Origin of the sequence: Croceicoccus estronivorus, from assembly GCF_001625325.1 — a bacterium.
Classification (GTDB): Bacteria; Pseudomonadota; Alphaproteobacteria; order Sphingomonadales; family Sphingomonadaceae; genus Caenibius; species Caenibius estronivorus.
The window spans coordinates 472,940-498,627 of the sequence record NZ_JRQQ01000001.1 but is presented as its reverse complement, the minus strand read 5'-3'; the positions used below and the strand labels follow the sequence as shown (position 1 = coordinate 498,627).

Sequence of the window (25,688 nt, the reverse complement as noted above, 5' to 3'; positions counted from 1 at the left end):
AAATTAGACTTTCGCGATGACGTTGTCGGAAAACCGCTTGAGATCGTCGATCTTGTCCTGCAGCGGCTGGGTGTCCTCTTCCATCGCGTAGAGGTTGCGGAACGCCACCGGCATGTCGGTAACGCCAAGATCCTGATGCCGCTTGACGATGTCGAGCGTCAGTTCGCCCATGGCCGTGGCGAAGATGCGGAACGGCTTGTCCAGCGTGCCGGCTTCTGCGCGATATTCGTTGATCTTGTCGATCATGCCGCGGAGTTCGTCCGTACCGCCATCGCCGCCGGCGTACATGAAGCCGTCGTTGCGTGCGGCACGCTTCAGCGCGGCATCGGAGAAGCCGCCGATCAGGATCGGCAGGGGTTCCGTCGGCACCGGGTTCAGCTTGACGGGAGGCAGGTCGTAAAACTCGCCATGGAATTCGAAGTAGCCGCCCGCGCAAAGGCCGCGCACGATGGCGATGCATTCGTCGAACCGCTTGCCGCGCTTGGCATAGGGCACGCCCATGACTTCATAGTCTTCCGGCCATACGCTGAGCCCGACGCCGAGATTGAAGCGATTGTTCGTCAGCGCTGCGATCGAGGCCGCGAGCTTGGCGGAATAGAGCGGTGGGCGCACCGGAAGCTTGACGACATTGGTCGTCATTTCCAGCTTCTTGGTGACTGTGCCGATCGCGGTGGCGAGAATGAAGCTTTCAACGAAAGGCTTGTTTTCCAGAAACTCGCGCCCGCCGTCTTCGGTGTAGGAATAGGTGGTGTCGGACGCCTTGGGGTAAATCAGGCTGTCCGGAATGACATAGCCGGCATACCCGTTTGCTTCTGCCGCCTGCGCCAGTGGAATATAGTTGCCGACCTGGGTCATGCTTTCGGCATAGTGGAACCGCATTTCTCTCTCCCGGAAAGTGTGTTTGTGGCGGGCAATTAACCGTTTCCGATGGATGGAAACAAGTGAAACGGGCCGCGTTCAGCGTCGCCCGCCTATAGTGCATTTTTGCGCATGGCAATGCGAGCCAAATTTCCTTGACGTTGACAAATACTGACCGGACTATCCCTGCCCTGAAAGGGCTGCATCGACAGCTTCGGCACATCGGTGCCGCATGGGAGAGCGTGGGAATGGAAATCCTCGGCGATGCGCCTGAAGTGGAAAGCGGCGTCCGTGCTCCGCGGCGTGGGACGGCGGGCGTCGCAGCAGTTTGTCTCGGCGTATCGGGTCTGATCGCGTTGTTGTTCACCGGTCTGTCGCCTGCCTTGCCCAGCATGGCTGTCGAATTCGGGCATGGGGAAGACGGGACCATGATTGCCCAACTGGTATTTTCCCTGGCGGCGGTCATGATGATCGCCGGGGCTTTGGTCGCCGGCCTGCTCAGCGAAATGGTCGGCCGCAGGCGAGTCATCATCGCAGGGCTGCTGGTTTACGCTATCGCCGGGATGGGTGGCATGATCGCACCGAACGTTACCGTGCTGGCGATTACCCGTGCGGCTGCGGGGTTCGTGAGCGGCATGATGCTGACGGCGACTTACGCGACGATCGGCGAATATTACGAAGGCGATGCGCGCGAATGGATGCTGGGCTTCATTTCGATGTTCAGCTCGGTCGTCTCCGTCCTGCTGTTCGTGATCGGGGGGATGATTGTCGACTGGCTGGGCTGGCGCGCGATGTTCGGTCTGTTCGGCATCGCCCTGTTGCTGGTTCCGCCGGCATGGATCGCCTTGCATCACGGCAGGATCAGCAATCATCCCGTACCCGGTGGCTGGGCCCAGACGTTGCGGTTGTGGCCGCTTTACCTGCTGATCGTCGTCTATACGATCCTGATCTACATGACGGCGGTGCAATCGCCCTTTCTGTTGACCGAGAGAGGCATTGGATCGGCAACAACGATCGGCCTGCTGCTGGCGGTGACTTCCACTTTCGGCGCGATTGGCGCTTTCGCCTACGGTTTCATGCGGCGACACCTCGGATTTGCAGGCATGATGGCCTACGCGTCGCTGACCGGCGGGGGCGGTATGATTATCGCGGGCGTATTTCCGGGCATGTTCGCATATGGCGTGGCCGCCGTCGTGATCGGCATGGGTATCGGCATCATCGAGCCGACCATTGCATCGGAAACATTGAGCCGGACGCCAGAACGGCTGCATGACCGGGCGATGGGCATCAATCTTGCCGCGATGTTCCTCGGCCAGTTCTTCAACCCACTGGTGATGGGGCCATTGCGGACGACATGGGGTATTGCCGACGCTTTCACGATCGTAGGCAGTGCCTTCCTGCTTGCAGGGGGATTGTTCCTGGTATCGCTGGCCGGGCTGGCTCGTCGGAGGGCAGCGGCCTGACAGCCGATACGCCGCACCGGGATGGCTGTTCCAAAGTTTTCGACAGCCGTCTGACCCCGAAAAAATTGTGCGATCATGGGGGGCATGTTCCGCTTGCCGTTGGCCGGATCGTTGCATACGAACACCCCTCTCAAGCAGGCGCCCACCCCTTTTTCGAGGCGACCGGCTGATTTAGTTCAGGAGAGCAACAAATATGGCACGGACCATTCTCATCACTGGCGCTGCATCGGGTATCGGACGGGCGACCGCTCAGTTGTGCGAAGCTGCGGGCGACCGGGTGATCGGGGTCGATATCGCAAACGCGGAAATCGAGGCAGATCTCGGAACTGCGGAAGGCCGGGCAAAGCTGGTTTCGGAGGCCGAACGGCTCGCTCCGAACGGGCTTGATGCCGTGCTGGCGGCTGCGGGTATTTCCAAAATGGAAATGCCGCGGGAAACGGTGGGCATCAACTATTTCGGCGCAGTCGCGACGCTCGAAGGTCTGCGGCCGCTGCTGGCGAAATCGGAACGGCCAAGGGCCGTGGCCATCTGTTCGACAGCGGCCATGCTGCCCGGGAATGAGAGTGTGGTTGAAAGCTGCCTCGCAGGCAACGAAGCCGAAGCGCTCGACCGGATCGCCGCCGCGCCCCAGACGGCCTATCTCGATTCCAAGCGCGCGCTGGCACTGTGGGTTCGCCGCACGGCGGGCAAACCTGAGTGGGCCGGTTCAGGCATTCTTCTCAACGGGGTCGGGCCGGGCGTTGTTGAAACACCGATGACCGCACCGTTGCTGAAAGAACCGGAAATGGTGGCAATGGTCCAGAAATCCAATCCGATTGCAGTGAATGGCTATGCCGCACCGGAAGAGATTGCCGAACTGCTCGGCTTTCTGCTCGGCTACGCCAATCACTATCTGGTCGGGCAGATCATTTACATCGACGGTGGCACGGACATCATCCTGCGGCCTGAAGTGATCTGATATTCGTCGGGGCGCCGCATATGCGATGCGGCGCCCCGACTGCCCCTGCTAGGCCGGTTCCCGGCGCGCTTGTGCAACTTCCAGCGGATCGCCCATTCGTTCGAAGATCTTGAGCGTATTGCCGCCCATGAAGGCTTCGCGTGTCAGATGGGGGTGTTCGGCAAAGAAAGCCTCGTAATGGGCCTTCGGAGTGGAGAACCCTTCGAAGTGCGGAAAGTCTGACGAAAAGACCATCATTTCCGCAGGCAATTGTTCCATGATCGTATCGAGCGGGGAGTCGCTGCCGCTTGCGAGTGGAGTCACGCGGATATTGCGTCTGATATATTCGCTCGGCTTCATCGGATACTTCCATTCTCCGAGGAACAATTCCGCCGTTGGTGCTGCCCGTTCGTCAATGTCACTGAGCATGAACGGTAGCCAGCCCGACCCGAGTTCGGCAAACATGACGGTCAGTGTCGGGTGACGCTCGAACAGGCCTGAAAAGACCATCGCATTGATGACCATCATCGCGGTGACATGGCGGAAACTGCTGCCGAACTGGCGCAGCACCGTGGCATCGGCATTCATATTCGACCATCCCGGATCGAACGACATGCGTTCAAATCCCGTGTGGAGCATGGCGATCATGCCATTGTCAGTCACCGCCTGCCAGAATGCGTCCCAGTCGGGATGGACGATCGACTTGCCATTGATCGGCGATCCGGGGATCAGCACGATGCGGCTGCCGCGTTTTCGCATGCGGGTGAGTTCTTCGATTGCCCAGCCGAGATCGGCGTAGTCGAGCGCGGTAACGGGAAGGAGGCGACCATTGGCTTCGTCGCAGGTGTCGGCCAGCCAGTCGTTGGCTGCACGGATGACTTCCTGACGTAATGCGCCATCGTCAAGGAACGTCTGGTAAGTGATGCCGGACAGGCAGATGACATTCTGGATGTCTATGCCCTGTTCGTCCATCCATTTGAGGCGGGCCCTGGTATTGGCGACCTCCATCTGGTTCTTGCCTTCGAATTCCTTGCGGCGATCCTTTTCACCGGCCTTTTCCTGCGCGAACAAGGTCAGGAGGCCCGGCGGGTTCAGTTCTTCCAGCGGCGGACGCCGGTCTTCAGGCATCGAAGCGACGAGATCGCCGCAGATCACTTTCACGGCCAGCGCGCCACTGTCGAGTTTGGGCAACCGGGCGGCAAGGTCGGGATATTTGGCCAGCCATTCCTCACCCGGTTCGAAGTGGGCATCGACATCGATAACAAGGCTCATCGGGTCTCTCCTTCATATCCCCGATCTCTTGCCGGGTGATCTGCGGTACGTCCGTGCAAACGCCATGCGAGTCGCGCATTCGACTGTTAAGCGTTCACTTACTTATACCTGACGAAAGACGGAACCTCAAGGCCGGGAGGGGGCCAGGGACCCGGTGGAGGAAAGCCTTAGTCCTGATCGGAAATGCTGGCCGTGTTGCGCGACATTTCGATCACGGCATCGCGCCGTGAAAGGCTGCGAATGTGGTCGCCATGCGCCGCCGCGCCGCTGGCGATCCAAACCGGACCGTCGGCCAGATGGGCCAGCCCTTCCGCCGCCACGTCGTCGGGTTCGGCAGCCGGAAAGTCCGGGTGATCCATGTCTAGGCCCATACGGGCCATCGCCGGGGTCCTGGTCGCTGTCAGCACAAGCGCCAGAACGTCCACCCCGTGCGGCCTGAGTTCATACCATAGCGCTTCGGCCAGGGTAGTGCTGTAAGCCTTGGCCGCGCTGTAAACGGCTAGTCTGGCACTGCCTGCAAGGCCGGCCATGGAACCGACAAGAACCATGGCCCCTTTGCCGCGCTGCTTCATCAGGCCGCCATAATGGTGAGCGAACGCCGTCTGGCCGTGGACATTGCAGTTCAATGTCGTCAGCCATTCTTCCAGTGGCACCGCATGGAAATCTTCGACGCGATGTCCGGCCCCAGCCATGAATATCAGCATGCCGACAGCGACATCGTCCGTCAGCTTGCGTGCTTCGTCGATCGCATCGGGCCGGGACAGGTCGAGCGCCAAGGTGCGAACCTCGCGCCCGATGCTCTGGCGGATATCCGCCGCCAGAGCATCCAATGGGCCTGGATTGCGCGCGATCAGCACCAGGTTCAGGCCCGCTGCGGCAAGTTGGCGGGCGAAACTTTCGCCCACCCCTTCGGAGCCACCGGCGATCAGGGCCCAATCGCCATATCGGTCGACCAGAGACATCAGCCTGAAACGGTGTAGCCGCCGTCAATCGGCAGTGTCTGGCCGGTGACCCATGCCGCTGCCGGACTGGTGAGGAACAGGATCGGCCCGGCAATATCCTCCGGCTCACCCAGACGGCCCAGCGGCGTACGAGCGAGTGTCGGGGCAGTCCATTCTTCGGCGGCGAATGTCCCTGCGGTCATCCGGCTGCGAGTGATTCCGGCCGCGACCGAGTTGACGCGGATTCCGCGGGTCCCCCATTCGACTGCCAGCGTACGGGTCAGGCCCAGCAATCCGGTCTTGGCCGCGCCATATCCGGGCACGATAGCAATCCCGAAATAGGAACTCATCGACGCAATCCCGATGACCGAACCGCCACCTTCGAGCTTGCTTTCTGCGATCAGGTCGACACAGCGGCGCGCCATCCGGAACGGCCCGAGCAGCAGCATGTTTACCGCGCGGTTGAACACATCCGGTTCGTATTCGTCCAGCCCCAGACTGGGCAGGGCCATCCCGGCGTTGTTCACCAGGATGTCGAGCCGCGGGAGCGCGGCGGCAACCGCGTCGATGCTGTCGGAACTCTCCGCATCCATTTGCAGATAGCGATAGCCGCTCAGGTCGTCGTCGTAATCGGATGCGTCGCCACGTGTCCCGGTGATCGTCACGTGCGCACCGGCATCGCGATAGGCAGCCGCAGTCGCAGCGCCGATGCCGCTCGTGCCGCCGGTCACCAGAACATGTGCGTCGGAATAGTCGTAGGAAACCTTGCTCATACCTTTTCAACCTCTACCCAGCGCCGCTCAGCCGCGGAACGGCGCGCTGCATCGAGAACTGCCTGACCGGCCGCCGCATCACGGAAATCGCCAGCCGGTTCAGGCAGCGGTGTTTCACGCCCTTCCATCAGGGCCTTCATCTGGCCGAACAACTTGGCGTAAGGGGCAACGTCGAACCCCTGCGTGTGCCAGCGATCCATTTCGGTCTGGATCAGTTCCTTGATCGGGAACGGCTCCGGTGCGGGATTGACCAGTTCAGCCGGCATCGGCACTTGCCGTGCGCCGTTTCCATCCTGTACCCAGACCTCCTCCGGATCGCCGAAGGCTGCGCCGGACTGGATCCAGGCCGCGCCCTTGGTGCCGGCAACCTTGGTCGCCATGACAAACGGGCCGGGGAACTCCATCGCCGCTTCGATCACGCCCTTGCACCCGCGCTCCGTTTCGAACTGCAGGTTGTAATAATCGTCCGATGTCATGTGCGGACGGCCGGGGGTGAGTTTACGCAGGATCGCACTGACCGCCACGATCTCGCCCAATGTGGAGCGGGCCTGATCGATCATGTGCGTTCCGAACGCGCCGAGGAAACCGCCGCCCTGATTGGCATCGGTCCACCAGTCGGCCAGCGGTTCGTCCGGATCGCCGCCCGGCTGCTGATAGATGCGGCTGAACATCACAGGGTCGCCGATCGCACCGTCCTGAACGATCCGGCGCAGCAGGGCCTGCGCACTGTCGAACCGGAATTCGGCGCCGAGCATATGGATGACACCTGCCTTCTCGGCAGCATCGAGCATTTCGCGTGCCTGGACCAGATCCTTCGCGAATGGCTTCTCGCAGACCACGTTGCGCCCGGCGGCGATGGCTTGCATGACCGGCGTGTAATGCGCGTGCGGCGGGGTTGCCACGGTAACCAGCCGGATTGCCGGATCGTCTGCCAGAACCGCTTCCAGATCGTTGGAGGCTACCGGAATATCGAGCGGTGCGGCCCGTTCTTTCGTGCGTTCCAGATTGCGCCCCACAATGGCGCGGACTTCGAAGCCCGCTTCGCGCAGGGCGCGCACGTGGGTGAACAGACCGAAGCCTGTGCCGACGACGACTGCGCCGGGAAGATTGCCTTGTGTACTCATTGTCCTGTCCTCGCCTGTCGGATGATGGCCGCGCCTGCTTCCGCCAGAGTGCGGACGGCGGCGGCGGTGGATTGTGATGCCAGTTTGTCGGAGAAGACCTCCACGGCAATCGGGGCGGTGCTGCCGATGGCATCGAGCGTGCGTATCAGCCCGATGAGATCCAGACTGCCCTCTCCGGGCAGTAGGCGCCCGGTCATCAGCTCGTTCCACAAATCGGATTGCGGCACCGCAGGGGCATCGTTGATCTGCACGGTGTGAATGCGGTCGCCCGGAATCTGCGCGAGCTGTTCCAGCGTCGAGCCGCTGCGGAAGAAGTGCCAGCTATCGATGGTCAGCCCGCCGTTGGGGCGGCCCGCACCTTCCACGATGCGCCATGCGCTTTGCAGATCGGGAATGCCGCCGACCGGCAGAAATTCGATGTGGATCTTGATTCCGTGCGGTGCGGCCATGTCGCACATGGCGGCAAAGGCTTCGACGGCTTCGTCAGCATCGACCGGGATCCTGCTTATTTCCACTGCCGTCACGGATCGCGCACCGACACGGGCGGCAGTCTCGATGACTCTCTCCGGCGTCAGGGAACCGAGCAGTCTGCCCATGTCGTCCGTCGGTTCGAGCTTCCGCTGGTTGGGGAGCCAGCAAGCCGTGCAGTCGACCTCGCTGATACCGAGGCCATGATCGGCAATGCGCTGGCCGACTTCCGCCGCTGTCATGCCCTGTTCTTCCAGGGCCCAGATGTCACCCGGCATTACGGCAATGGCAGTGAAGCCGGCATCGCGGGCAGGGGCGAGCCTATCGAGCAGGGGCACGTGGCCGAACGGTGGCGCGGATAGCGCCAGATCGTTGGGACCGAGCATGTCAGCCTTCCCTGAAGTTCAGTTCGAGCAGCACGCCGTTGGGCTCGTGCACGAAGATCTGGCGCAAGCCGATTTGGGGAATGTCGCTCAACGACACTTCCAGCCCTGCCGCTTCCAGCTTGGCGAGCATCGCCGGGTGATCGTCGCATTCCAGCGCTACGTGATGGACCGCGCCGCTGCCGCGGGTTTCGGTGAAGGGGGCCATGCCGTCGCTGGGGTAGGTGGCATCGACGGGGCCGATATGCACGATCGGTCGACCGGCCGGATCGTAAATCCAGCATCCTTTGTCGATCGAGGGCGCGCCGGGGGCGACGCCTGCCTCCAGACCCAGCAGGTCGCGGAAGAAGGCTGTCGTTGCCGGTACGTCGGCGCTGCGGATATTCACATGGTCGAGTGTGCGGACTGTCATGGCGATCAATCCACGAACTGGCCGGTGTCGATCGCGCTGGCCGGATCCAGCGCCTGACTGCCAGCAGCTTCGAGATCGGCCAGCGGCAGACGCCAGAGCTTGACCGGCGGGGTGGTTTCGGTGCGCACGAAGCGCAGGCCCCATTGCCCCTTGTCATGGCCGAAGCTGTTCACCCAGTTGCCGCCAATGCCGGGATCACGCTCCGCTATGACGATGCGGACGCGGCCATCGGGCTCGGCATTGTAGCGGTAGTTGTTCACCCAGCCGTTGCCGTCTTCGAAAGTATCGAGATTCTCTTGCCAAATGTTGCAGATCTGGAAATTCCAGTATTCGCATTCGGGCGGTGTGAATTCCAGCACCAGCGCTTCATCCAGCGCCTTCTGCCAACCGCCGAAAGCGACATGGCGATCCGGCACGCCGCCGTTGGACAGGTACTGCGCGCGGCTGAAATCCAACCGGTTGAGCTTGGCCGAGAAATTGCCCTGGTTGCCCTGCCACCAGTTGCGCACCAGTTCGGCATAACCCAGCACGGCCTGTCCGGACCAGGCAAGCCCATTGGCCATCAACGCGGGGCTGAGAGGAACGGGTTCCGCATGATCCATCCGTTCGATGGTCATGCCCGGGGCAACTTCCGTACCCCGATCGCTCCAGACAAGGCGGATGAGAATGCAGTTGGTATCGGGGTCGAGCTTCAGCCAGTTCTTGCCTTCGCCCGGATCGTTCTGCGACAGGATGATTTCGAAAGTCCCGTCATCTTCGACATGCAATTGCTGGCTGCCGAGAAAACCCGTGGTCTTGAGGTTGGACGGGTCGAATTCCTTCAGTCCGTCCAGTCCTGCCGGTGCCCAGTCACGAGCACTCACGTCGGCGGTCGCGGGTGCAGTCAGAACGGCCATCACGAAATAGGGGATCGTGCCGCGCGTGCCGGTGATGCGATAATCGCGGGCTTCGTCGAACTGGCACATCAGGTGGTCCTGATCGACCGTCTGGAAATTGATCGACTGGCGCCACACCATGTCGCGCAGACGCGGCCGGGTCGGTTCGGCGTTTTCGATCAGCCGTTCGAAGCTGGATCGGGTCAGGCGGGTGAGAAAACGATACCATTCGGCCCGGTCGAGATCCGACGGTTGATCTCCGAATTTGTCGATCATCTTGCCTGCGACTTTCAATGTGTCGCAGAAATCTTCCCAGGCCTGGCCCGACAGCAGGCGTTCAGCCGCCTTTGCTTCTATTTGGTTCGCATCCATCTCAATTCTCCCAGCGGACGGGAAAGCGGTCATAGTAGAAGCCGAAACGCTCCCGCAGGGCATCGATGTCGACTTCAAACACGCCTTCGAGGTCATAGATCACGCGGCCATGCTGATGGCGCGGGTTTTCGTTGAGGTAGCCCAGCAATGCGTTCTCCGCCTCCGGCGTGAGATCGAGGTCGGCCATGTCATAGACACGGCGCAGCGTGGCTTCCTGATCGCCCATGTATTCGTGGAACAGCACGTCGAGCGACTGATCCGGCCCCCAACTGTCTCGCTGCTCCAGGCAGGCGCGCAGCAGGCGTTCGATCCGTTCCGACCAATGGCGGGCAAGGCCAGGCGGGTCTACCGGATCGCGGCGAATACGGTCGCCATAGGACAGCATCGTGGTCAGCGACCGGATCACCGCAACCGGATCGCGGTGGGTAATGACCAGACGGGCATCGGGGAAGGCGGCCTTGAGCGGGGCAAGGTTTTCCATGTGCTGCGGCGATTTGAGGATCCAGCGCCCTTCGCCCTTGCCATTCTGTGCACGGTACCAGGTGAGCACTTGCAGCACCTTTTTTTCGTAAAGGTAGCTGCCGGTGCGGTCGTGGGAAAAATAGTAGTCGATCCAGCGCGGGATGCGGCTCTGGAATTCCCAACTGTAGCAATTGAGATCCATGTAGAGCAGTTCGTTATCCTCGTGGATCGAACTGGCTTCCATGCCGTGCATTGCCGCCATGTGCGGCAGCATGGCTTCGAAATGCCCCCAGAATTCGGCACTGCGCACTTCGCGCGGGTCGGGTTCCCCCGGCGGCGGTGGCGGGGCGGAAGGAACAGGTTCTTCCGATTCCCACAGGGTCAGCGAGTGCAGTCGCTCGTCCCGAGCGAGCCAGTTGACAAGATGGGTCGTGCCCGAACGCGGCAGCCCGGCAATGATGAGCGGGCGGTCGATCTCGATTTCAAGGATTTCCGGGTGACGTTTGACCAGATCCTCGATGCGCAGCCGGTTGGCCATTACGCGGATCGCGTGATCGATCAGAGTGATGCGTCCGCCACGGGTCAGCCCCTCATCCTCCGCGAGGGATTGGAGAGTAACCTCCAGCCGTTCGCGAAAGCCGGTATCCTCCCCAAAGTCGGTCAGACCGCCTGTCAGTTCAACCGCGTGCGCCAACACGTCATCGGCGGTCATGTTCTCGTCGAAGCCGGCGGGGCCTTGACGAGCCTCGGCAATGGCCGGGGTGATGCGGGGGTTGGCCAGATCGTCAATCAGAATATCATTGGGGGCGCTCATGCTGCCGTCTCCGGAAAGGTCAGCATAACCTTGGCGGACAGGTCCGAATTGGCGGCCAGGTCGAGCGCTTCGTTGAAGCGGGCAAAGTCCATGTGGTGACTGATCAGCGGGGACAGGTCCTGTTCGCCCTTGGCGACCATTGTCAGGGCTTCCGCGAATTCCGCCTTGCGGTCGACAGCGATCGAGCCGGTAACGAGAATTTCGTTCGCCATCATCTTCCACAGGTCGACTGCGGCTGGCTTTTTATAGAGCGCGACAATCGCGATCCGCGCACGGTACTTCGCGATGGCAATGACGTCTTTGAACGCCGCTTCGGAGCCTGCGCAATCGATGAACATGTCGGTCTCGGCAAATCGTGTGCCGAAGCGCACGCCTTCCCCGTGATAGCGTGCCAGTGCATCCGGCAGGCTTTCCTCCGCGACGTTGACGGCAAGCCCCGCACCTAGCGCCCGTGCGCGTTCCAGCCGGGATTCGACACGGTCGAAGATCGCGATGTCGCGGCAACCGAGGTGGCGCAGCATGGCGACCGTGCACAACCCGATCGGTCCGGCACCCAGCACCGCCACCTTGTGATGTGCCTGCACGTCCAGAATGCGCAAGGCGTGAAGGCCGACGGAAAGCGGTTCGGCCAGTGCGGCCTCCGCATAATCGACATGATCCGCCAGGGGGAACAGAGTCTCACCCACTTTCGCGCCGGTAATGCGGATATAGGGCGCCATGGCACCTTCGGGGCCGCCGCCGCCAATGTAGCCATCGTCGGGATTCACGGCGACGCGCAGTCCCGGTGCGACGCCTTCGACACCGGGGCCAACCGCGACTACCTCGCCGGCAAATTCGTGGCCGATCGGCAAGGGTTCGGCCAGAGGCTCACCCCCACCCATGCCGCCTTGTGCGATAAAGCCAAGATCACTGCCGCAGATGCCGCAGGCGGCGACGCGAACGATCGCTTCTCCGGCACCCGGTTGAGGGATTGGCACATCGTCGAGTCTTACATCGCCTGGCCCATGGACGCGCGCCAATTGCATGAGATCGCCAGTCATCGTCTCTCCATGTGTGTCCTTGTTCTCGGTGCAAAACATGCCATTCGAGCCGATGGGCGGCCAGTGCTTGTTATGTCGATATTGTGCCGGTATCGTCTATCTGTGATGCAAAATGCGGTGATCGACCTGCGTATGAACGCCGAGGCCAAGGGGGACCCAAGGCCCAAGCCTTGGACCGTTCTGGCCGAGCTGACGATTCCCGAGGCGCGGATCGAATTGCGCCGTTATGAACTGCCAAGTCCCAACGAGATGCTGGAGCTGGACGAGGCGCCGATCTTTTCGCTCACCATGCCGCGGGCCGGCGGGATGCGTGGTGCGGTGGCGTTCGACGGTGGGGAACGGCGCGGGCACAAGGTGGGCCGAATGATGTTCCGTCCGGCAGGTGTCGCCATGCGTTCAGTCGGCGACGGTGGCGTGCTGGATATCATGACCTGCCGGATGGCTCCGGACAGCTTCCAGGCGGCAACCGGGTTGGATGACTGGGACCCCGTCCGGCTGCGGCGGTGTGCGATGATAACCTCCTCGACCATGTTCGCCCTGGCGGAAAGGCTGCGGGGGGAGATCGTCACGCCGGGATTCGGATCGGAAATGGCGGCGGAATCGCTGGTCCGGCTGCTGATGGTCGATATCGGACGGCAATTGCGGATGCCTGCGCGGCGGCCCGGTGCGCGCGGTGGCCTCGCGCCATGGCAACTGGCCCGGATCGAAGACGCCTTGCGCACTTGTGCGGGGGAGTGGCCGACTACGGCAGAATTGGCTGCCCTGTGCGGGATCAGCCGATCGCACCTTTCGCGCAGCTTCATGGAGGCGACCGGCAAGCCTTTGGCAGATCACGCGGCGGCAGTCCGGCTCGAACGTGCGCAGGACATGATGCGGGCCGGGACAATGGCAATGAACGAGATTGCGCGCACACTTGGCTTCGCCACGCCCAGTGCGTTTACCGTAGCCTTTCGCCGGATGACGGGGCGTACCCCCCGGCAGTTCGCGCGCCTGCTGTCCTGACGGCGAAAACTGTCCGCGTCACAGCGACGGGTCGATCAGTACCTTGCATTGCGCAGGGTTGTTGCGCAGGCTTTCGAACATGTCCGGCAACTGGTCGAGGCTTACGGTTGCGGTATGCATCGGCGTGGCGTCGATCGCGTTGGTTGCCAAGGCGTCGATCACGGCTGCGAAATCGGGTTCCGTGTAAGCCTGGCTGTATATGATCGACACTTCCTTGCCGAGACCGGTAATGTGGGACAGCCGGTCTTCCTCGAACAGGACACCGGCAACCACGACACGCCCCCGCACCCCGGCGAGGTCGGCGGCCTGCTGGACCATGCCGGGAATGCCCACGCATTCGAACACTACCGCGGGCCGTGTGCCGGTCAGTTCATCCAGCCGCTTGCCCAGGTTTTCACGCTGCGGATCGATGGCCGCAGTTGCTCCAAGATCGAGGCAGCGCGCACGCCGTTCCGGTGCTGGTTCGCTGACGACGACGTGACCGGCTCCGGCCGCACGGGCGAACAGGACCACTGCGGCCCCGATCGGCCCGCCACCGATTACCAGCACCGTTTCGCCTTTGCGAATGTTCGCGCGTTCGACGACATGATGGCCAACCGCCAGCGGTTCGACCATGGCCGCCTCGACATCGCTGACCCCTGCGGGCACCTTTTGCAGCATATCGGCTCGCGCTGCGACGTATTGGGCATAGGCCCCAGGGGTTTCGAGCGTGGTTCCCGCAAACCGGCCATTCAGGCACAGTTGGGGCAAATGCGCCTCGCAGGCTTCGCAGTCACGGCATGGAAAGAGGGGCAGGGCAGTGACCCGGTCCCCGATTTTCCAGTCGCCGGAAACATCGCTGCCTATAGCTGCGACTGTTCCGGCATATTCATGCCCCAGGATCAGGCCTGCGGGAGTGTGACCGGGAAATTGGGTCATATGCAGGTCCGAACCGCAAATGCCCGATCCGCTGACTGCAATGACGACCTGGCCGGCTCCGGGCCGGGGATCATCGACCGTTTCGATGTGCAGCGGTTGGCCCGCCTCATGGAAAACCGCTGCCCGCATAGTCCGGCTCCCTCAGTCCAGACCGAGCAGCCCGCGCGCCTGCGGGGCGACTTCCGGGCTGCTTTGTTGCTGGAAAAACTTGATCCGTCCGGCCAGTGACTGTTCGGTCATTTCAGGCTGGGTATCCGCCCAGAATTCGTTGGCGGCGATCTTTTCCATGATGCGCTGGCAACCTTCGGCAAGGTCCATGCCGTATGCAGCCATCATGTCATGCATCACCTTGCGGTGCCCGACCGAATCCGCAGGTTCGCCCGCACCGGCTTCCGCGTCGAAGATGCTGGTCTTGAGCATCCCGGGGATGACGGAAGAGACGTGGATCGGAGCCTTCTTCAACTGCATTTCAAGATACAGGCATTCGCTGAACGATTCCACGGCGTGCTTGGTGACGATATAGGCTGTCTGGGTGGGCATCATGCCGAAAGCGCCGATGGAGGCGAGATTGGCGACCCAGCACTCTTCACCGGTGGCGAGCATTTTCGGGACGAAGGCCCGCACACCGTGAATTACGCCATGAAGGTTGATGTTGAGCGTGGATTCCCAGCGTTCCGCCGGGATTTCCCAACTGAAGCCGATCGTTTCGATTCCGGCATTGTTGACGAGGAGTCGCACGCTGCCATGCTTGGCGAAGACTTCCTCTGCCAGCCGGTCGAGTTCAGACGGTTTGGAAACGTCCACGGCCATGGCTTCGGCCTTGCCGCCTGCATCGCGGATTTCCCCGGCCACGGTTTCGGCAGCAGTACTGTTGATATCGGTGACCACCACATGCATGCCGAGCTGGCCTGCACGGCGGGCAAGGCCGGAGCCTATCCCCGCGCCTGCGCCGGTGATGACAGCCACGCCGCCAGCGAATTTCTCTTCGTTATTGGTCATGGATCTTCTCTCGTCCGATAGAGGTAAATGGGTTTGCCCACCCATTGCAGAATGGGCAAACCTGTATGGAGACCTTTGCTAACAAGCAATCAGGGGGCGATCCAGTGGCCACCGTTGACGTCCAGAGCTGCGCCTGTGACGACTGCGGCAAAGTCCGAAATCATCATCAGAACGGCACGGGCGCAATCGTCCTGCGGGGGAATCTTGCCCAGCGGGATGTCGTGCGTGACTTCGCCGATAACTTCGGCCTCGCTGCGTCCCTTCGCGACTTCGGAGTCGATATAACCCTGAACCGGCGCGCCGTGAATCCAGCCCATCCGGCAAGTGTTCACGCGAATGCCGTAGCGGCCAAGGTCGGATGCCATGTACTTGCTCAGGACATTGATCCCGCCTTTCGAGACCGCATAGCCCATTTCCATGCCGTGTTCGGTGCCATAGGGACGCATGGTCGCCATGGTCGATACGTTCACGACCGCGCCGCCATCCTTGAGGAAGGGCACGCAGGCCTTGGTCATGCGCAGGGTGCCGAGGCAGTTCACGTCGAAGATCTTCGACCAGTCTTCTTCGTCGGCGTTTTCGACGAAGCTCCAGTCGCCGTGATAGAATGCGCTGTTGACCAACCCGTCGATCCGGCCACTGAAAGCATCGGCCGCGGCCTGAGCCAGCGCTTTGCACTGGTCGGCATCGCCGATATCGCAGGGAACGGCGACCGCTTGACCGCCAGCCGCGATGATTTCGTCACGTACCTGTTCGATGAATGCCTTATTGCGGGCACTGAGCACGACTTTCGCACCTTCCGCACCGGCTATTCTGGCGATTGCCTGACCCATTCCGGGGCCGACTCCGTTCACGACGACGACCTTGTCTTTCAGCAGCATGTAAACTCCCCTTGTACGATTGTGCATATGGGCTGGCGCGGGGTTATTCCCGTCGCGAGCCTGTCCGTCAGTTGGTATGATTGGCGCGCAGAAAGTCGACGAGCACTTTGGCCAGAGCCGGGCCCTGTTCTTCCTGCACGAAATGGCCTGCGCCGACGATGCGTGTATGGGGTTGCCCCTTCGCACCGGCCACGCGGTTCTGAAACACGGTTTCCCAGTTTATCGTCGAGGGATCGCTGTCGCTGAAGGCTGTAAGGAACGGTTTGTCCCATTGTTCCAGAAAACGCCACGCTTCCCGGTTTGTATCCAGTCCTTCTGCACCTTCGGCGATCGGGATGCTGCAGGTTATCTGCAACAGCCCGGCCTTGTAGCGTCCGTCCGGGTAGGGGGCGGCATAGGCAGCCAGCACATCTTCGGCAGGCCGGGTGACGCAAGTCCGGGCGATCAGTTCATCCAGCGGCAGATCGTCGTTCGTACGGCAGCTTTCGATCCAGGCGGCAATCGCCTCACCGGGCCAGTCAGGCACGCCGAGCGGTGGCGGATCGCAATTTTGCAGCAGCGTATTGGCGGCCAGCACGGCGGAAAAACGCTCCGGCATCTCCGACAGAACCCGCAGGTTGATCGGCCCGCCCCAATCCTGGCACATCAAGGTGATGTCCGAAAGGTCGAGCGCCTCGACAAAGGTGCGCATCCACGCGACAAACCGATCATAGCCATAGGCGCTGCGTTCTGCCGGCTTGTCCGACTTGCCGAACCCGATCATGTCGGGTGCAATGACGCGGTATCCCGCCGCCACGACCGGACCGATCATGTGGCGATAGAGAAAGCTCCATGTCGGATTGCCGTGGGCCATCAGGACGACGGGGGCATCACGCTCCCCCTCGTCAATGTAGTGCATCCGCAGCGGACCGAGCTCCGGATCCTCGATTTCGAGGTAATGGGGTGCGAAAGGGTAGTCCGGAAGCCCGTCGAAACAAGTATCCGGAGTCCGTAATATTCCGGCGCGTATTTCCACTTTCGATCGCCTTAGCTGATGTAGCGGGCGCGATAATCGGCGAATTCGCGGCGGATCGCATCTTCGTCGAGGCCGAAGCGTTCAAGCGAATACTCATGCATCGGCCGCTGCTCACGCTTGTTGCCGGCGAGAAATTCGGTCAACGCCTCTTCCAGCCGTTCATCCGTCTTGATGCCGATCCGGGAAAGAACACGCTCGGCCTGGACCAGCGGCTCCTTGCCGACCTCACGATAGTCGATGTCGATGAAGCGATCTTCACCGATCCGTGCGCGGGCTTCCTGGAAGCGGTGCATCCAGCCTGCCAGGCGCTGGAACCAGAATTCGCCAACTTCCTTGTCGGTAAGCGTCGCGCTCAACTTATAGAGAGCGGCTTCCATACTGACATAGGATGGGACGACGTCCATCGGATCACGATGCGTCATGATCAGCAGGGCATTCGGGAAGGCGTTGGCAACCAATTCCGCATAGGGCAGGTTCGATGGGCTTTTCAGAATCCATTTCTTGCCGCGGCGGGTTGGGTCCTGCCATTGGAGGTACTTGAGGATCGTCTTGAGATCCTCGTGCCCCCTGGACTGGTCATACGTGTCGAGCCAGCGGGTGAAGCCGGGTACGAACGTCATCCCTTCGACCATCGTGCTGACGAACATCTGCCCGAGGATGAGAATTTCTTCGTCGGGGGCTTCTGAATCGAGGGGGTGAATGGAATTGAGTTCGGGCGACAGTTCCAGCCAGCCATTGAGCATGGCTTCTGCATAAGCGCGTCGTTCAACCGGATTGCCGGGCTCTTCGCCAGGAAAAGGTGCGAAATTCTGCGCTTCGTACCAGCGAATGGCAGTCATGCCGGGCGCGCTGGCGAGCAGACGGTGGAAAATGGTGCTGCCCGTACGCGGTAAGCCGAGAATAACGCCGGCAACGTCGATCTGTTCGTCGAGGATCTCCGGGTGCTGCTTGATATCCTCGATCATCCGGAGCCGACTGGTCAGCCCCTTCACGACCACTTCCGTCTGGGCGGCAAAGCCGGCCGGAGTCAGCTTGGCTTCCGCATTGGCGGATTCGATGAACTTGTCCATCGGTTCGAGGAACCACGTGTCCCCGAAATCATTCAGTCCGGCCCGTTCGCGGGCTTGCGCAAGAAGGTTTTCGCGATCGAAGGCGGGGGTTTGTGTCACGTCGGCGGTGGTAGCCATGGTCCTCTCTCTTTCGTATTGGGGCTTAACCTAGAGCGCCCGGCAGTTCCCTGCAATACGCTTTCCTTGATCCAAGGCCCCTGAAAGCAACAAAATTCGGAGCATTTTGCTTTAAGGATTGCGAACTCGCGTGGTGGACGTCGTTTCCCGGCGAGCCGATTCAGTTTCCCTTGCCGGTCTCTATCGAGACCCTAACCCGGTTCTTGCCTTATATGTTTCCATGCCCTGTCGTTTCGGTCAGCGCCAGAATGCAGCAGTGCTCTCATGACAGCGCCGGGCGAATTCCGTCAGGTCTCGTCCGCGCCATTCTTCATTCAGCACTTCCACACTCACCATGCCGTTATAGCCCTTGTCGCGCAGCAGAGTGACGAAACGATCGACATCCAATTCCCCCGCGCCGGGGAAAGTACGGCGGGAAAGCGTTTCGACCGTTTGATCATCGCTCAGCGCGGGCAGCGCGTCGTTCAATTCAACATAGGCAATGGCCTCCAATGGAACAGAGGCCAGGTCTTTCCAGCTATCCGGCCCCCGGCTGTGGTGCCAGATGTCGATCATCGCGCCAGCCCGGTCCGTACCGACATGGTGCGCGAGCGAGACGGTTTCGCGAACCGATGCCAGCCCGGTGTAGGGCATGTACTCGATAGCGAGTTTCAGGCCTCTGCCGGCGAGAACATCGCAAGCCTGCTCCAATGCCGCCTTGCGGGTGGCGGTGTCGGCACCGGTCATATTGACCTGCAGAAATGGCGCGCCGAGCGCGTCGGCCGCGTCGGCAGCTTGCAGCAATCCCGGAAGAATTGCAGCCTCTCCGCCGAGCATGCCTGCGGCGGCTATATAGCCGCAGCCAACACCCGCGTCGCGCATCCGGCAGGCCAGCGTGGCCATGATCCCTCCGTTTTCCTGCCATGCTGCAAGCGAGAAAACGTCCGGACCGAATAACGGGAAACCTGCCCGTGCCGCGGCATCGATCCAGCCGGGCAGATCGGCCTGCTGGCCAAGGTAGGAAGAACCGTTGAACCCGTTGAGGCAAAATGGAGGCAGGGTCACAACGCGGCTACCGCTTCCGCTGCGCCACGAATGGCCCCTTCGATATAGCTTACGCCAGTGCCATCGCCCACTTCCACTACCGGCAGCCCGGCAGCGCGGAGGCTGTCGGCCAGAGTGGAATCTCCGTGTGCTCCGGTTGCGACAATGACGTGGTCTGCCGCGACCTGGCCGGCCGATCCGTCGTTGCTGGTGAACGTCACCCCGTTCGCGGTAATCGCAATGTCACTTGCCCCTGGATACATGGCGACGCCATGTTCGCGCAGTTCGGCAAGAAGCCGCATGCGTCGAACCAGCAAGAGGCCGCCGCCGAACTTTTCGGCTTCGCCGATGACGGTCACTTCGCGGCCTCGTTCGTTGAGAAACTCGGCCAGTTCCAGGCCGACGAGTTCGCCGCCGATGATCGCCACTTTCTGACCGAGCGGCATCCACGCATGGGTCGCCCTGCGGACCACGTCCAGATTGGCTGTCACGCCGGTTGCCGCACCAACCTTGGTCGCCAGACGCGTCGTCCAGCTTGTCTTGCGCTTGAGCGCTTCGGAATCCTGCCCGAGCATCAGGGCGCGCATGTCGTCACCACTCAACACGTGGTCCATGTCGTGGCCCGGAATCGGCGGCATGTCGCGCACCGCGCCAGTGGCGACGATCACCATGTCCGGGTTAAGGGATTGCACCAGTTCCGCTGTTGCCTTCGTGCGCAAGCGGACATCGACGCCGGAGGCCTCGATTCCCCGGCGCAGCCAGTTGAGCAGTCTTTCGTTGGGTTCGTAGGCCAGTCCTGCAAATTGCAGCGTACCGCCCAGGCGTTCGGATTGTTCGATCAGGACGACCTGCTTGCCCGCGGCATCGAGCCTGCGTGCGGCCTCCATTCCGGCAGGGCCGCCGCCGATCACCACCACGCGCTTCACTGCAGGTGACGGCGCCCAGTCCTGACCTTCCAGAGCCGTCTCTGGACGCACCGCGCATCGTACCGGTTCGCGGACATAGGCGGTGCTGACGCAGGTGTAGCAGTAAATGCACGGTCGGATCTCCGCCTCGCGCCCCTCGGCGGCTTTGCGCGGCAGTTCAGGGTCGGCCAGAAGTTTCCGGCCCATTGCGAGAAAATCCATCTTGCCCGCGCGCAAGGCGGTTTCGGCCATGTCCAGCTCGACCCGGCCCGATGCGATGATGGGGATGGACACCGCGTTCCTGATTGTCTTGGCCGCGTCCAGATGCATGCCCGGTTCGTGCGGGATGTTCGAGCCGGAATGGAGCTTGCCCTGACCAACGTCGTGGTATGCGGTCACAGTGATGGCGTCGGCCCCGGCAGCTTCGATCATCGGGGCGACTTTTTCGGCGTCCTCCAGCTTGATACCGACTTTTTTGCCGATTTCGCGGGAATCGAGTTTGACCCAGACGGGAAAGTCTGGACCGACGGCCGCGCGCACCGCGCCGACGACTTCGAGCAGCAGGCGCGCGCGATTTTCCAGCGTACCGCCATACTCGTCATCGCGCGTATTGGTCGAAGGCGACATGAAGGAGGAGAGGAGGTAGCCGTGCCCCCCGTGAATCTCCACGCCATCCATTCCGGCTTTCAGCGCGCGGACGGCTGCCGCAGCATATTGGCCGACGGCGGTGGCAATGTCCTGCGTCGTCAACACCTTGACTTCCGGCACCACGCCGCCCGCAAAAGCCGCCATTTCCTCCGGCAGGAAATAGTCGGGAAAATCGCCTGCGAAGGCGGGCGGAATGGCCGGGGCCCAAAGGGGATGCCCGTCTTGCGCCGAATGAGTGGCGACCAGGCCACCATGATGAAGCTGCGCGGCAATGCGTCCTCCTGCCGTGTGAACGGCAGAGGCCAGACGGGTGAGGGCGGGCAGAAACCTGTCATCGGAAATGGCGGTCTGATTGGGTTGGACCGCGCCAACGGGCCAGGCGACTCCGGTCACGCCCATGATGATCAGCCCCGCACCACCACGTGCCTGCGCGACGTGATAATCGATCAGCCGGTCGCCAACCGAACCGTCCTCTTCAGCGAGACTGACGCCCATGGCAGTCACGACGATGCGGTTGGGAATGGTCAGAGTGCCGATCCGGGCAGCGCTGGTCAGTGTCGGGAAATTGTTGTTGGCCATGCGAGGCGTCCTCTCCTGAACCGCTCTGTGGCGGCATTTTTTTGTTTAGGCGTGGGTCAGGCCGGTTCGATGTCGTCCGGCCCCCAGTAGGCTTTCAGATGCGTGATCAGGCCCGCGTCGTCGAATGTGCAGACGTCCAGCGATCGAATGCGGAGCCGGGGCCCCTCGGGTGGCGTAAATTCGACATCGAACACCAGGGCCGCTTCGTGGGCATGGGACCCGCGTGCAGGGACGACGGGCGTGATCCAGGTGTCGAATGCAACCGAGTCTGCAAACCATACCGGAATTTCTTTGCCGGTCTTGGCTGGTGTCCCGATGGGGTCTTCGATCACGGCGTCGGGTGCGAACAGAGCGACGAGCCCTTCCGCATCCCCGGCATTGGTCCGATCGACATAGGCTTGCAGGGCAGCCTTCATCATGGTCTGGCGGCGTTTCAGTGCCTGATCGGCGTGGTCCATCAGAGGGTTTGCCTTGATGCAGTTCGCATTATGCCATCCTCTCCTTGCATCACGCTGATTTGCGTAGCAGATTTGCCCAACCTATTACGCGTTCCTGCCCGATGCTTCATGATTCCCTGCTGAATCTGTAGCTGACAAGAATAGGGCGGCGCAATCCGGGAGACGATGACGATGGACCAATCCCTGCTCGACCAGATCGCCTTGCGTGATCTTGTCATGCGTTATTGCCGTGGCTGTGACCGGCGCGACTTCGCGCTTGTCCGTTCACTTTATCACGACGATGCGATCGACGACCATGGCAGTATGTTCAAAGGGAACCCTGACGATTTCGTTGCCTGGTTGCCTGAAGTCATGGCGCACTGGGAATTGACGATCCACAGCATCATGAACAGCCTGTTCGTGGTCGATGGCGATCTTGCGGAAGGGGAGCATCACGTGCGCGCCTATCATCGCACCCATCCGCCAAAGCGCAAGGAGTTCATCGTCTACGGTCGCTATCTCGATCGTTACGAGCGACGCGATGGCGTCTGGAAATTCGTCTATCGTTCGCTGGTGTTCGATCAGGGCGAAGTTTGCGAAATTGATGAGGAATCGTTTGGCCGACTGGCTGCTGACGCGGCGCAGGGCACAGCGGATCGCAAGGATCCGTCCTGGACCTTCCCGCTTCTGGCCGGATTGGGAGAAAACTGATGCGTGGTATCGTCTGGGACGGCCAGAAGCTGATTGTCACCGATGCGCTGGAAGTCCGCGCGCCGGGTGAAGGTGAGGTGAAGGTCAAGGTTCTGAGGTCGGGCCTGTGCCACAGTGACATCAACATGATGCATATGCCCGGTGGGAAGGCGCCTGTGGTTCTCGGCCATGAAGCGGCCGGAGTGGTCGAGGAAGTCGGGCCCGGCGTGACCGAATGGCAGGTCGGCGATGCAGTGATGGTGGGAACGCAGACACCCTGCGGCACTTGCCGTGAATGCCAGCGCGGCACCCCTGCCAACTGCGATGTGAACTGGGGATTCGTATCGGATTGGCCCTTCACATGGGAAGGTAAGCCTGTGGCCAATTTCGCCAACGTCTCCTCCTTTGCCGGGGAAATCGTTGCCAAGGCCAGTCAGCTATACGCCACCGGCGATCTGCCGCCGGAACAGGCCGCATTGATCGGTTGCGCGGTTTCGACCGGCTATTGTGCGGCGCGTGTGCTGGGCGAAGTCGGTGAAGGGGATCGCGTGGCAGTGATTGGCGTCGGTGGGATCGGCGTCAATGCCATCCAGGGGGCGAAGCTTGCCGGTGCATCGGTGCTCGCCGTGGACATGAATCCGGCGAAGGAAGACGTGGCGCGTTCGTTCGGCGCAGATGCGTTTCTGGTGGCGCAACGCGGCGAAGACGGCGCTGCGCTGGCTGCGCGCATGCGCAAGGCGTTCGAGCCGATCGACATCGCGGTTGAATGCTGTGGCGCGCCTTCTGCTGTGGAGGCATCTGTATTGGCGGTAAAGCGGGGCGGCCGTATCGTCCTGATCGGCATGACGTCCGCCGGGGCAACCGCAACCCTGCCGCTGGATACGGTGTTGTCAGGGCGGGAGATCGTTTCGACCATGAACGGGGGCGCGCGGCCCGAACGCGATTACCCTGAACTGATCGAGCTGGCACAAGACGGCAAGCTGGAGATTGCCGGGCAGGTTACACAGGTCTGGCCGCTGGCCGAAGTGGAAGACGCCATTGCCGCATTGGAATCAGGCAAGGTTACTCGGGCAGTGCTGGATCACACGGTTTAGGCTTGCCCGCCTTCCCGTGCGACGGGGGCCAGCCGTTCGCGCAGTGCGTGTTCGAGGTAGGTGACGAGCTTGCGCAGATGCGGCCCCGGTGGCGACTTGGTGCGGTGGAGCAGCCATAGCGGGTAATCCTGGCGGGGATCAGGCTCGGACAACTGCTGGAGAGTGGGTTCGGCGTCGGCGGCAAAGCACCACAGGCTGGCCCTGCCCATGCCCGCCAGAACCGCCTGCTTGAGCTGCTGCCAGCTGTTGAAGCGGGCAATTCCGGCCCCCTCCGCCAGTTCGCCCGAGGGATTGGTGATCGTCCATTGGCCGGGAACGGCGGTTTCGACCTCGTGGCCCCAGCCCAATACGCGATCGGCGGCACTGTCGCGCCGTGCGTAGGGTGCCTGGGCAAGAGCGCCCACATGTATGCCCGTCAGCCGAACGGGAGGAACGCGGACGAGCGCGATGGCGAGATCCGCGCGTCGTTGGGTCACGGCGTCGAGCGGGTCGAGCTCGCCAAGCAGCTCTATGGCCGCTCTTGGTTCCTGCTGCTGAAAGGTAGCCAGTTCGGGCAGGAACTCGCTGGCGATGCCGCCGCTGCTGGCGATGCGGATGGTTTCGGGAACCTCGCCGGGGAATTCCAGCCGGGCCATCAGGTCGTCGATTTCCATTTCGATCAGCGACGCCGTGGCCAGCAGCTCTTCTCCTTCGCGAGTCGGTGCATGGCCGTTCGGCGTTTGCTGGAACAGGCTGACGCCTAAAGCGTTTTCCAAAGAGTCGATTCGTCTGCCGACGGTCGTGCGATTGATGCCCAGCCGCCGCCCTGCGGCAGTGTAGGATCCGGTCCGCACCGCGGCGAGGAATACCTTGAGGTCGCTCCATTCCATGTGGTGCATTTTTGCACAAATGGTGTGCAGCGCAAGATACTTCGCCTAACGGGGCGATTTCGCCTATTATGCACTCACATCACACCGCAACTGGCGGCAAGAGTTTGGGAGAAACCACGATGGCAACCACCAAGGAATATGGATTTGGGGAGTTCGACTTCCCGCGGGGCTGGTTCATGATCGCTCCTGCAGCGGATGCGACCAAGACACCGACATCTATGCGTTATTTCGGCAAGGATCTCGTCATGTATCGTGGCGAATCCGGTACGCCTTACGTGGTTGACGCCTATTGCCCGCACATGGGCGCACACCTTGCCAAGAACACCACGTCGTACATCGTGCTCGACGGGGAGCATGTCGAAGGCGAGTCGATCCGTTGTCCCTTCCACGGTTGGCGTTTCGGCCCCGACGGGAAGTGCAACCACATCCCCTATTCGGAAGATTTCATTCCGAAGGCGGCCAAGCTTGCCCATTATCCGGTGATCGAACGGGCCGGAATCATCTGGATGTGGCACGATCCCGAAGGGCTTGAGCCGGAATGGCCGTTGCCCGATTTCGGTGGCCATTATGGTGAGCCGGGCTGGGTCGAATGGAAGATCGACTTCATGGGCGACCTCAATGTCCATGGATGCGAGATCGTCGACAACATGGCCGATCTCGGCCACTTCGTGCCGATCCATGGCGCGAAGGATTTCACCTATTTCGCCAACGAGTTCATGGGCCATATCGTCCACCAGTATTACAGCGCCGGTCACCGGACGCTGACCGCTGACCCGGAAGATCAGCTGGTGCTCGATACCTGGTATGAAGGCCCCGGCTTCCTGCAGTCGGAAATGGAAGGAACCTTCGATTCCTTCATCATGATTGCCAATACGCCGATCGAGGATGGTGTGTCGCGCGCGTGGCATGCCCTGATGGTCAAGACCCACGACGGTTCGCGCGAAACCACGGATGAAGATCGCGCCAATGCGCTGGCCTATCAGGAAGCCAGCCGGCTTGCCTTTGCGCAGGACGTTGAAATCTGGGCGAACAAGCGGCCTTGCTTCAACCCGCTGGCGATCCCCAAGGACGGTCCGTATGGCAAGGTGCGCCAGTGGTACAAGCAGTTCTTCAACCCGCGCGAGAAGACGCCTGAACTGCAGAAGCGTTCGGATGGCCTGGTCGTCACCATGGATCTGCGGCCGGATAGCAGCAAGGCGGCCTGATTTCCGGATTCACTACAATCCGGATTCAATACAATAAAGACCGGC

At 61.6% G+C, this 25,688-nt stretch carries 25 protein-coding genes; 6 read left to right on the top strand and 19 right to left on the bottom strand.

The genetic code is table 11. From position 1 onward, the window contains the following. Positions 1–3 precede the first annotated feature (3 nt). Positions 4–879, bottom strand: a complete 876-nt coding sequence (locus MB02_RS02535; RefSeq protein WP_067531891.1) for an LLM class flavin-dependent oxidoreductase — start codon at positions 877–879, stop codon at positions 4–6. 227 nt (positions 880–1,106) lie between these two features. Between MB02_RS02535 and MB02_RS02530 the strand changes: the two genes are divergently transcribed. Further along, the gene (locus MB02_RS02530) at positions 1,107–2,321 is read left to right on the top strand and encodes an MFS transporter (protein ID WP_067531889.1); all 1,215 of its coding nucleotides are present in this window, start codon (positions 1,107–1,109) and stop codon (positions 2,319–2,321) included. A 193-nt stretch (positions 2,322–2,514) separates the two neighbouring features. Beyond that, complete coding sequence (locus tag MB02_RS02525) at positions 2,515–3,279, top strand: SDR family oxidoreductase (RefSeq protein WP_067531887.1); 765 nt, start codon at positions 2,515–2,517, stop codon at positions 3,277–3,279. Positions 3,280–3,327: 48 nt separating this feature from the next. Here the strand turns inward: MB02_RS02525 and MB02_RS02520 are convergent, their stop codons facing one another. From MB02_RS02520 to MB02_RS02480, 9 genes are all read right to left on the bottom strand, one after another. Then, positions 3,328–4,530, bottom strand: coding sequence for an amidohydrolase family protein (locus tag MB02_RS02520; RefSeq protein ID WP_067531885.1), 1,203 nt, complete (start codon positions 4,528–4,530; stop codon positions 3,328–3,330). Positions 4,531–4,697: 167 nt separating this feature from the next. Beyond that, positions 4,698–5,492 carry an SDR family NAD(P)-dependent oxidoreductase gene (locus MB02_RS02515; RefSeq protein WP_067531883.1) on the bottom strand — a complete coding sequence of 265 codons (795 nt, stop codon included), beginning with the start codon at positions 5,490–5,492 and terminating at the stop codon, positions 4,698–4,700. Continuing rightward, the gene (locus MB02_RS02510; protein WP_067531881.1) at positions 5,492–6,244 is read right to left on the bottom strand and encodes an SDR family NAD(P)-dependent oxidoreductase; all 753 of its coding nucleotides are present in this window, start codon (positions 6,242–6,244) and stop codon (positions 5,492–5,494) included. Before MB02_RS02510 ends, MB02_RS02515 begins: the two co-directional genes overlap by 1 nt. Next, positions 6,241–7,368, bottom strand: coding sequence for a Gfo/Idh/MocA family protein (locus MB02_RS02505; RefSeq protein ID WP_067531879.1), 1,128 nt, complete (start codon positions 7,366–7,368; stop codon positions 6,241–6,243). The genes MB02_RS02510 and MB02_RS02505 overlap by 4 nt, the downstream gene beginning before the upstream one ends. Beyond that, complete coding sequence (locus tag MB02_RS02500; protein ID WP_067531877.1) at positions 7,365–8,222, bottom strand: sugar phosphate isomerase/epimerase family protein; 858 nt, start codon at positions 8,220–8,222, stop codon at positions 7,365–7,367. The genes MB02_RS02505 and MB02_RS02500 overlap by 4 nt, the downstream gene beginning before the upstream one ends. Before the next feature lies 1 nt (position 8,223). After that, complete coding sequence (locus MB02_RS02495) at positions 8,224–8,631, bottom strand: VOC family protein (protein ID WP_067531875.1); 408 nt, start codon at positions 8,629–8,631, stop codon at positions 8,224–8,226. A 5-nt stretch (positions 8,632–8,636) separates the two neighbouring features. Then, positions 8,637–9,878, bottom strand: coding sequence for a DUF1214 domain-containing protein (locus tag MB02_RS02490; protein ID WP_067531874.1), 1,242 nt, complete (start codon positions 9,876–9,878; stop codon positions 8,637–8,639). 1 nt (position 9,879) lies between these two features. Beyond that, positions 9,880–11,154, bottom strand: a complete 1,275-nt coding sequence (locus tag MB02_RS02485; RefSeq protein WP_067531872.1) for a sulfotransferase family protein — start codon at positions 11,152–11,154, stop codon at positions 9,880–9,882. Next, positions 11,151–12,194 (bottom strand): zinc-dependent alcohol dehydrogenase, encoded by a 1,044-nt coding sequence (locus tag MB02_RS02480; RefSeq protein ID WP_082825939.1) that lies wholly within the window; start codon positions 12,192–12,194, stop codon positions 11,151–11,153. The genes MB02_RS02485 and MB02_RS02480 overlap by 4 nt, the downstream gene beginning before the upstream one ends. A gap of 117 nt (positions 12,195–12,311) precedes the next feature. Between MB02_RS02480 and MB02_RS02475 the strand changes: the two genes are divergently transcribed. Continuing rightward, entirely contained in the window at positions 12,312–13,196 is an 885-nt protein-coding gene (locus tag MB02_RS02475; protein WP_170304605.1) for a helix-turn-helix domain-containing protein, read from the top strand. An 18-nt stretch (positions 13,197–13,214) separates the two neighbouring features. Here the strand turns inward: MB02_RS02475 and MB02_RS02470 are convergent, their stop codons facing one another. The 8 genes from MB02_RS02470 to MB02_RS02435 all read right to left on the bottom strand — a co-directional run bounded on the left by MB02_RS02470 (position 13,215) and on the right by MB02_RS02435 (position 21,806). Beyond that, positions 13,215–14,243 (bottom strand): zinc-dependent alcohol dehydrogenase, encoded by a 1,029-nt coding sequence (locus MB02_RS02470; RefSeq protein ID WP_067531868.1) that lies wholly within the window; start codon positions 14,241–14,243, stop codon positions 13,215–13,217. Between the two features lie 12 nt (positions 14,244–14,255). Continuing rightward, positions 14,256–15,113 (bottom strand): SDR family NAD(P)-dependent oxidoreductase, encoded by an 858-nt coding sequence (locus MB02_RS02465; RefSeq protein WP_067531866.1) that lies wholly within the window; start codon positions 15,111–15,113, stop codon positions 14,256–14,258. A gap of 89 nt (positions 15,114–15,202) precedes the next feature. Continuing rightward, positions 15,203–15,991 (bottom strand): SDR family oxidoreductase, encoded by a 789-nt coding sequence (locus MB02_RS02460; RefSeq protein WP_067531864.1) that lies wholly within the window; start codon positions 15,989–15,991, stop codon positions 15,203–15,205. Between the two features lie 67 nt (positions 15,992–16,058). Then, positions 16,059–17,006, bottom strand: a complete 948-nt coding sequence (locus MB02_RS02455; RefSeq protein ID WP_082825911.1) for a haloalkane dehalogenase — start codon at positions 17,004–17,006, stop codon at positions 16,059–16,061. Between the two features lie 11 nt (positions 17,007–17,017). After that, entirely contained in the window at positions 17,018–18,193 is a 1,176-nt protein-coding gene (locus tag MB02_RS02450; RefSeq protein ID WP_067531862.1) for a sulfotransferase family protein, read from the bottom strand. A gap of 237 nt (positions 18,194–18,430) precedes the next feature. Next, positions 18,431–19,237: a sugar phosphate isomerase/epimerase family protein gene (locus MB02_RS02445; RefSeq protein ID WP_067531860.1), complete on the bottom strand. Its 807-nt coding sequence runs from the start codon at positions 19,235–19,237 to the stop codon at positions 18,431–18,433. Continuing rightward, positions 19,234–21,348 carry an oxidoreductase gene (locus MB02_RS02440; RefSeq protein ID WP_067531856.1) on the bottom strand — a complete coding sequence of 705 codons (2,115 nt, stop codon included), beginning with the start codon at positions 21,346–21,348 and terminating at the stop codon, positions 19,234–19,236. Before MB02_RS02440 ends, MB02_RS02445 begins: the two co-directional genes overlap by 4 nt. A 56-nt stretch (positions 21,349–21,404) precedes the next feature. Further along, positions 21,405–21,806 carry a nuclear transport factor 2 family protein gene (locus MB02_RS02435; protein WP_235829396.1) on the bottom strand — a complete coding sequence of 134 codons (402 nt, stop codon included), beginning with the start codon at positions 21,804–21,806 and terminating at the stop codon, positions 21,405–21,407. Between the two features lie 165 nt (positions 21,807–21,971). Between MB02_RS02435 and MB02_RS02430 the strand changes: the two genes are divergently transcribed. After that, complete coding sequence (locus MB02_RS02430; protein WP_067531854.1) at positions 21,972–22,496, top strand: nuclear transport factor 2 family protein; 525 nt, start codon at positions 21,972–21,974, stop codon at positions 22,494–22,496. After that, positions 22,496–23,569 carry a zinc-binding dehydrogenase gene (locus MB02_RS02425; protein WP_067531853.1) on the top strand — a complete coding sequence of 358 codons (1,074 nt, stop codon included), beginning with the start codon at positions 22,496–22,498 and terminating at the stop codon, positions 23,567–23,569. The genes MB02_RS02430 and MB02_RS02425 overlap by 1 nt, the downstream gene beginning before the upstream one ends. Here MB02_RS02425 and MB02_RS02420 read toward each other — a convergent pair. After that, positions 23,566–24,438: a LysR family transcriptional regulator gene (locus tag MB02_RS02420; protein WP_170304604.1), complete on the bottom strand. Its 873-nt coding sequence runs from the start codon at positions 24,436–24,438 to the stop codon at positions 23,566–23,568. The genes MB02_RS02425 and MB02_RS02420 overlap by 4 nt on opposite strands. 119 nt (positions 24,439–24,557) lie before the next feature. Between MB02_RS02420 and MB02_RS02415 the strand changes: the two genes are divergently transcribed. Then, the gene (locus MB02_RS02415; protein WP_067532362.1) at positions 24,558–25,643 is read left to right on the top strand and encodes a Rieske 2Fe-2S domain-containing protein; all 1,086 of its coding nucleotides are present in this window, start codon (positions 24,558–24,560) and stop codon (positions 25,641–25,643) included. The last annotated feature ends 45 nt before the right edge of the window (positions 25,644–25,688 follow it).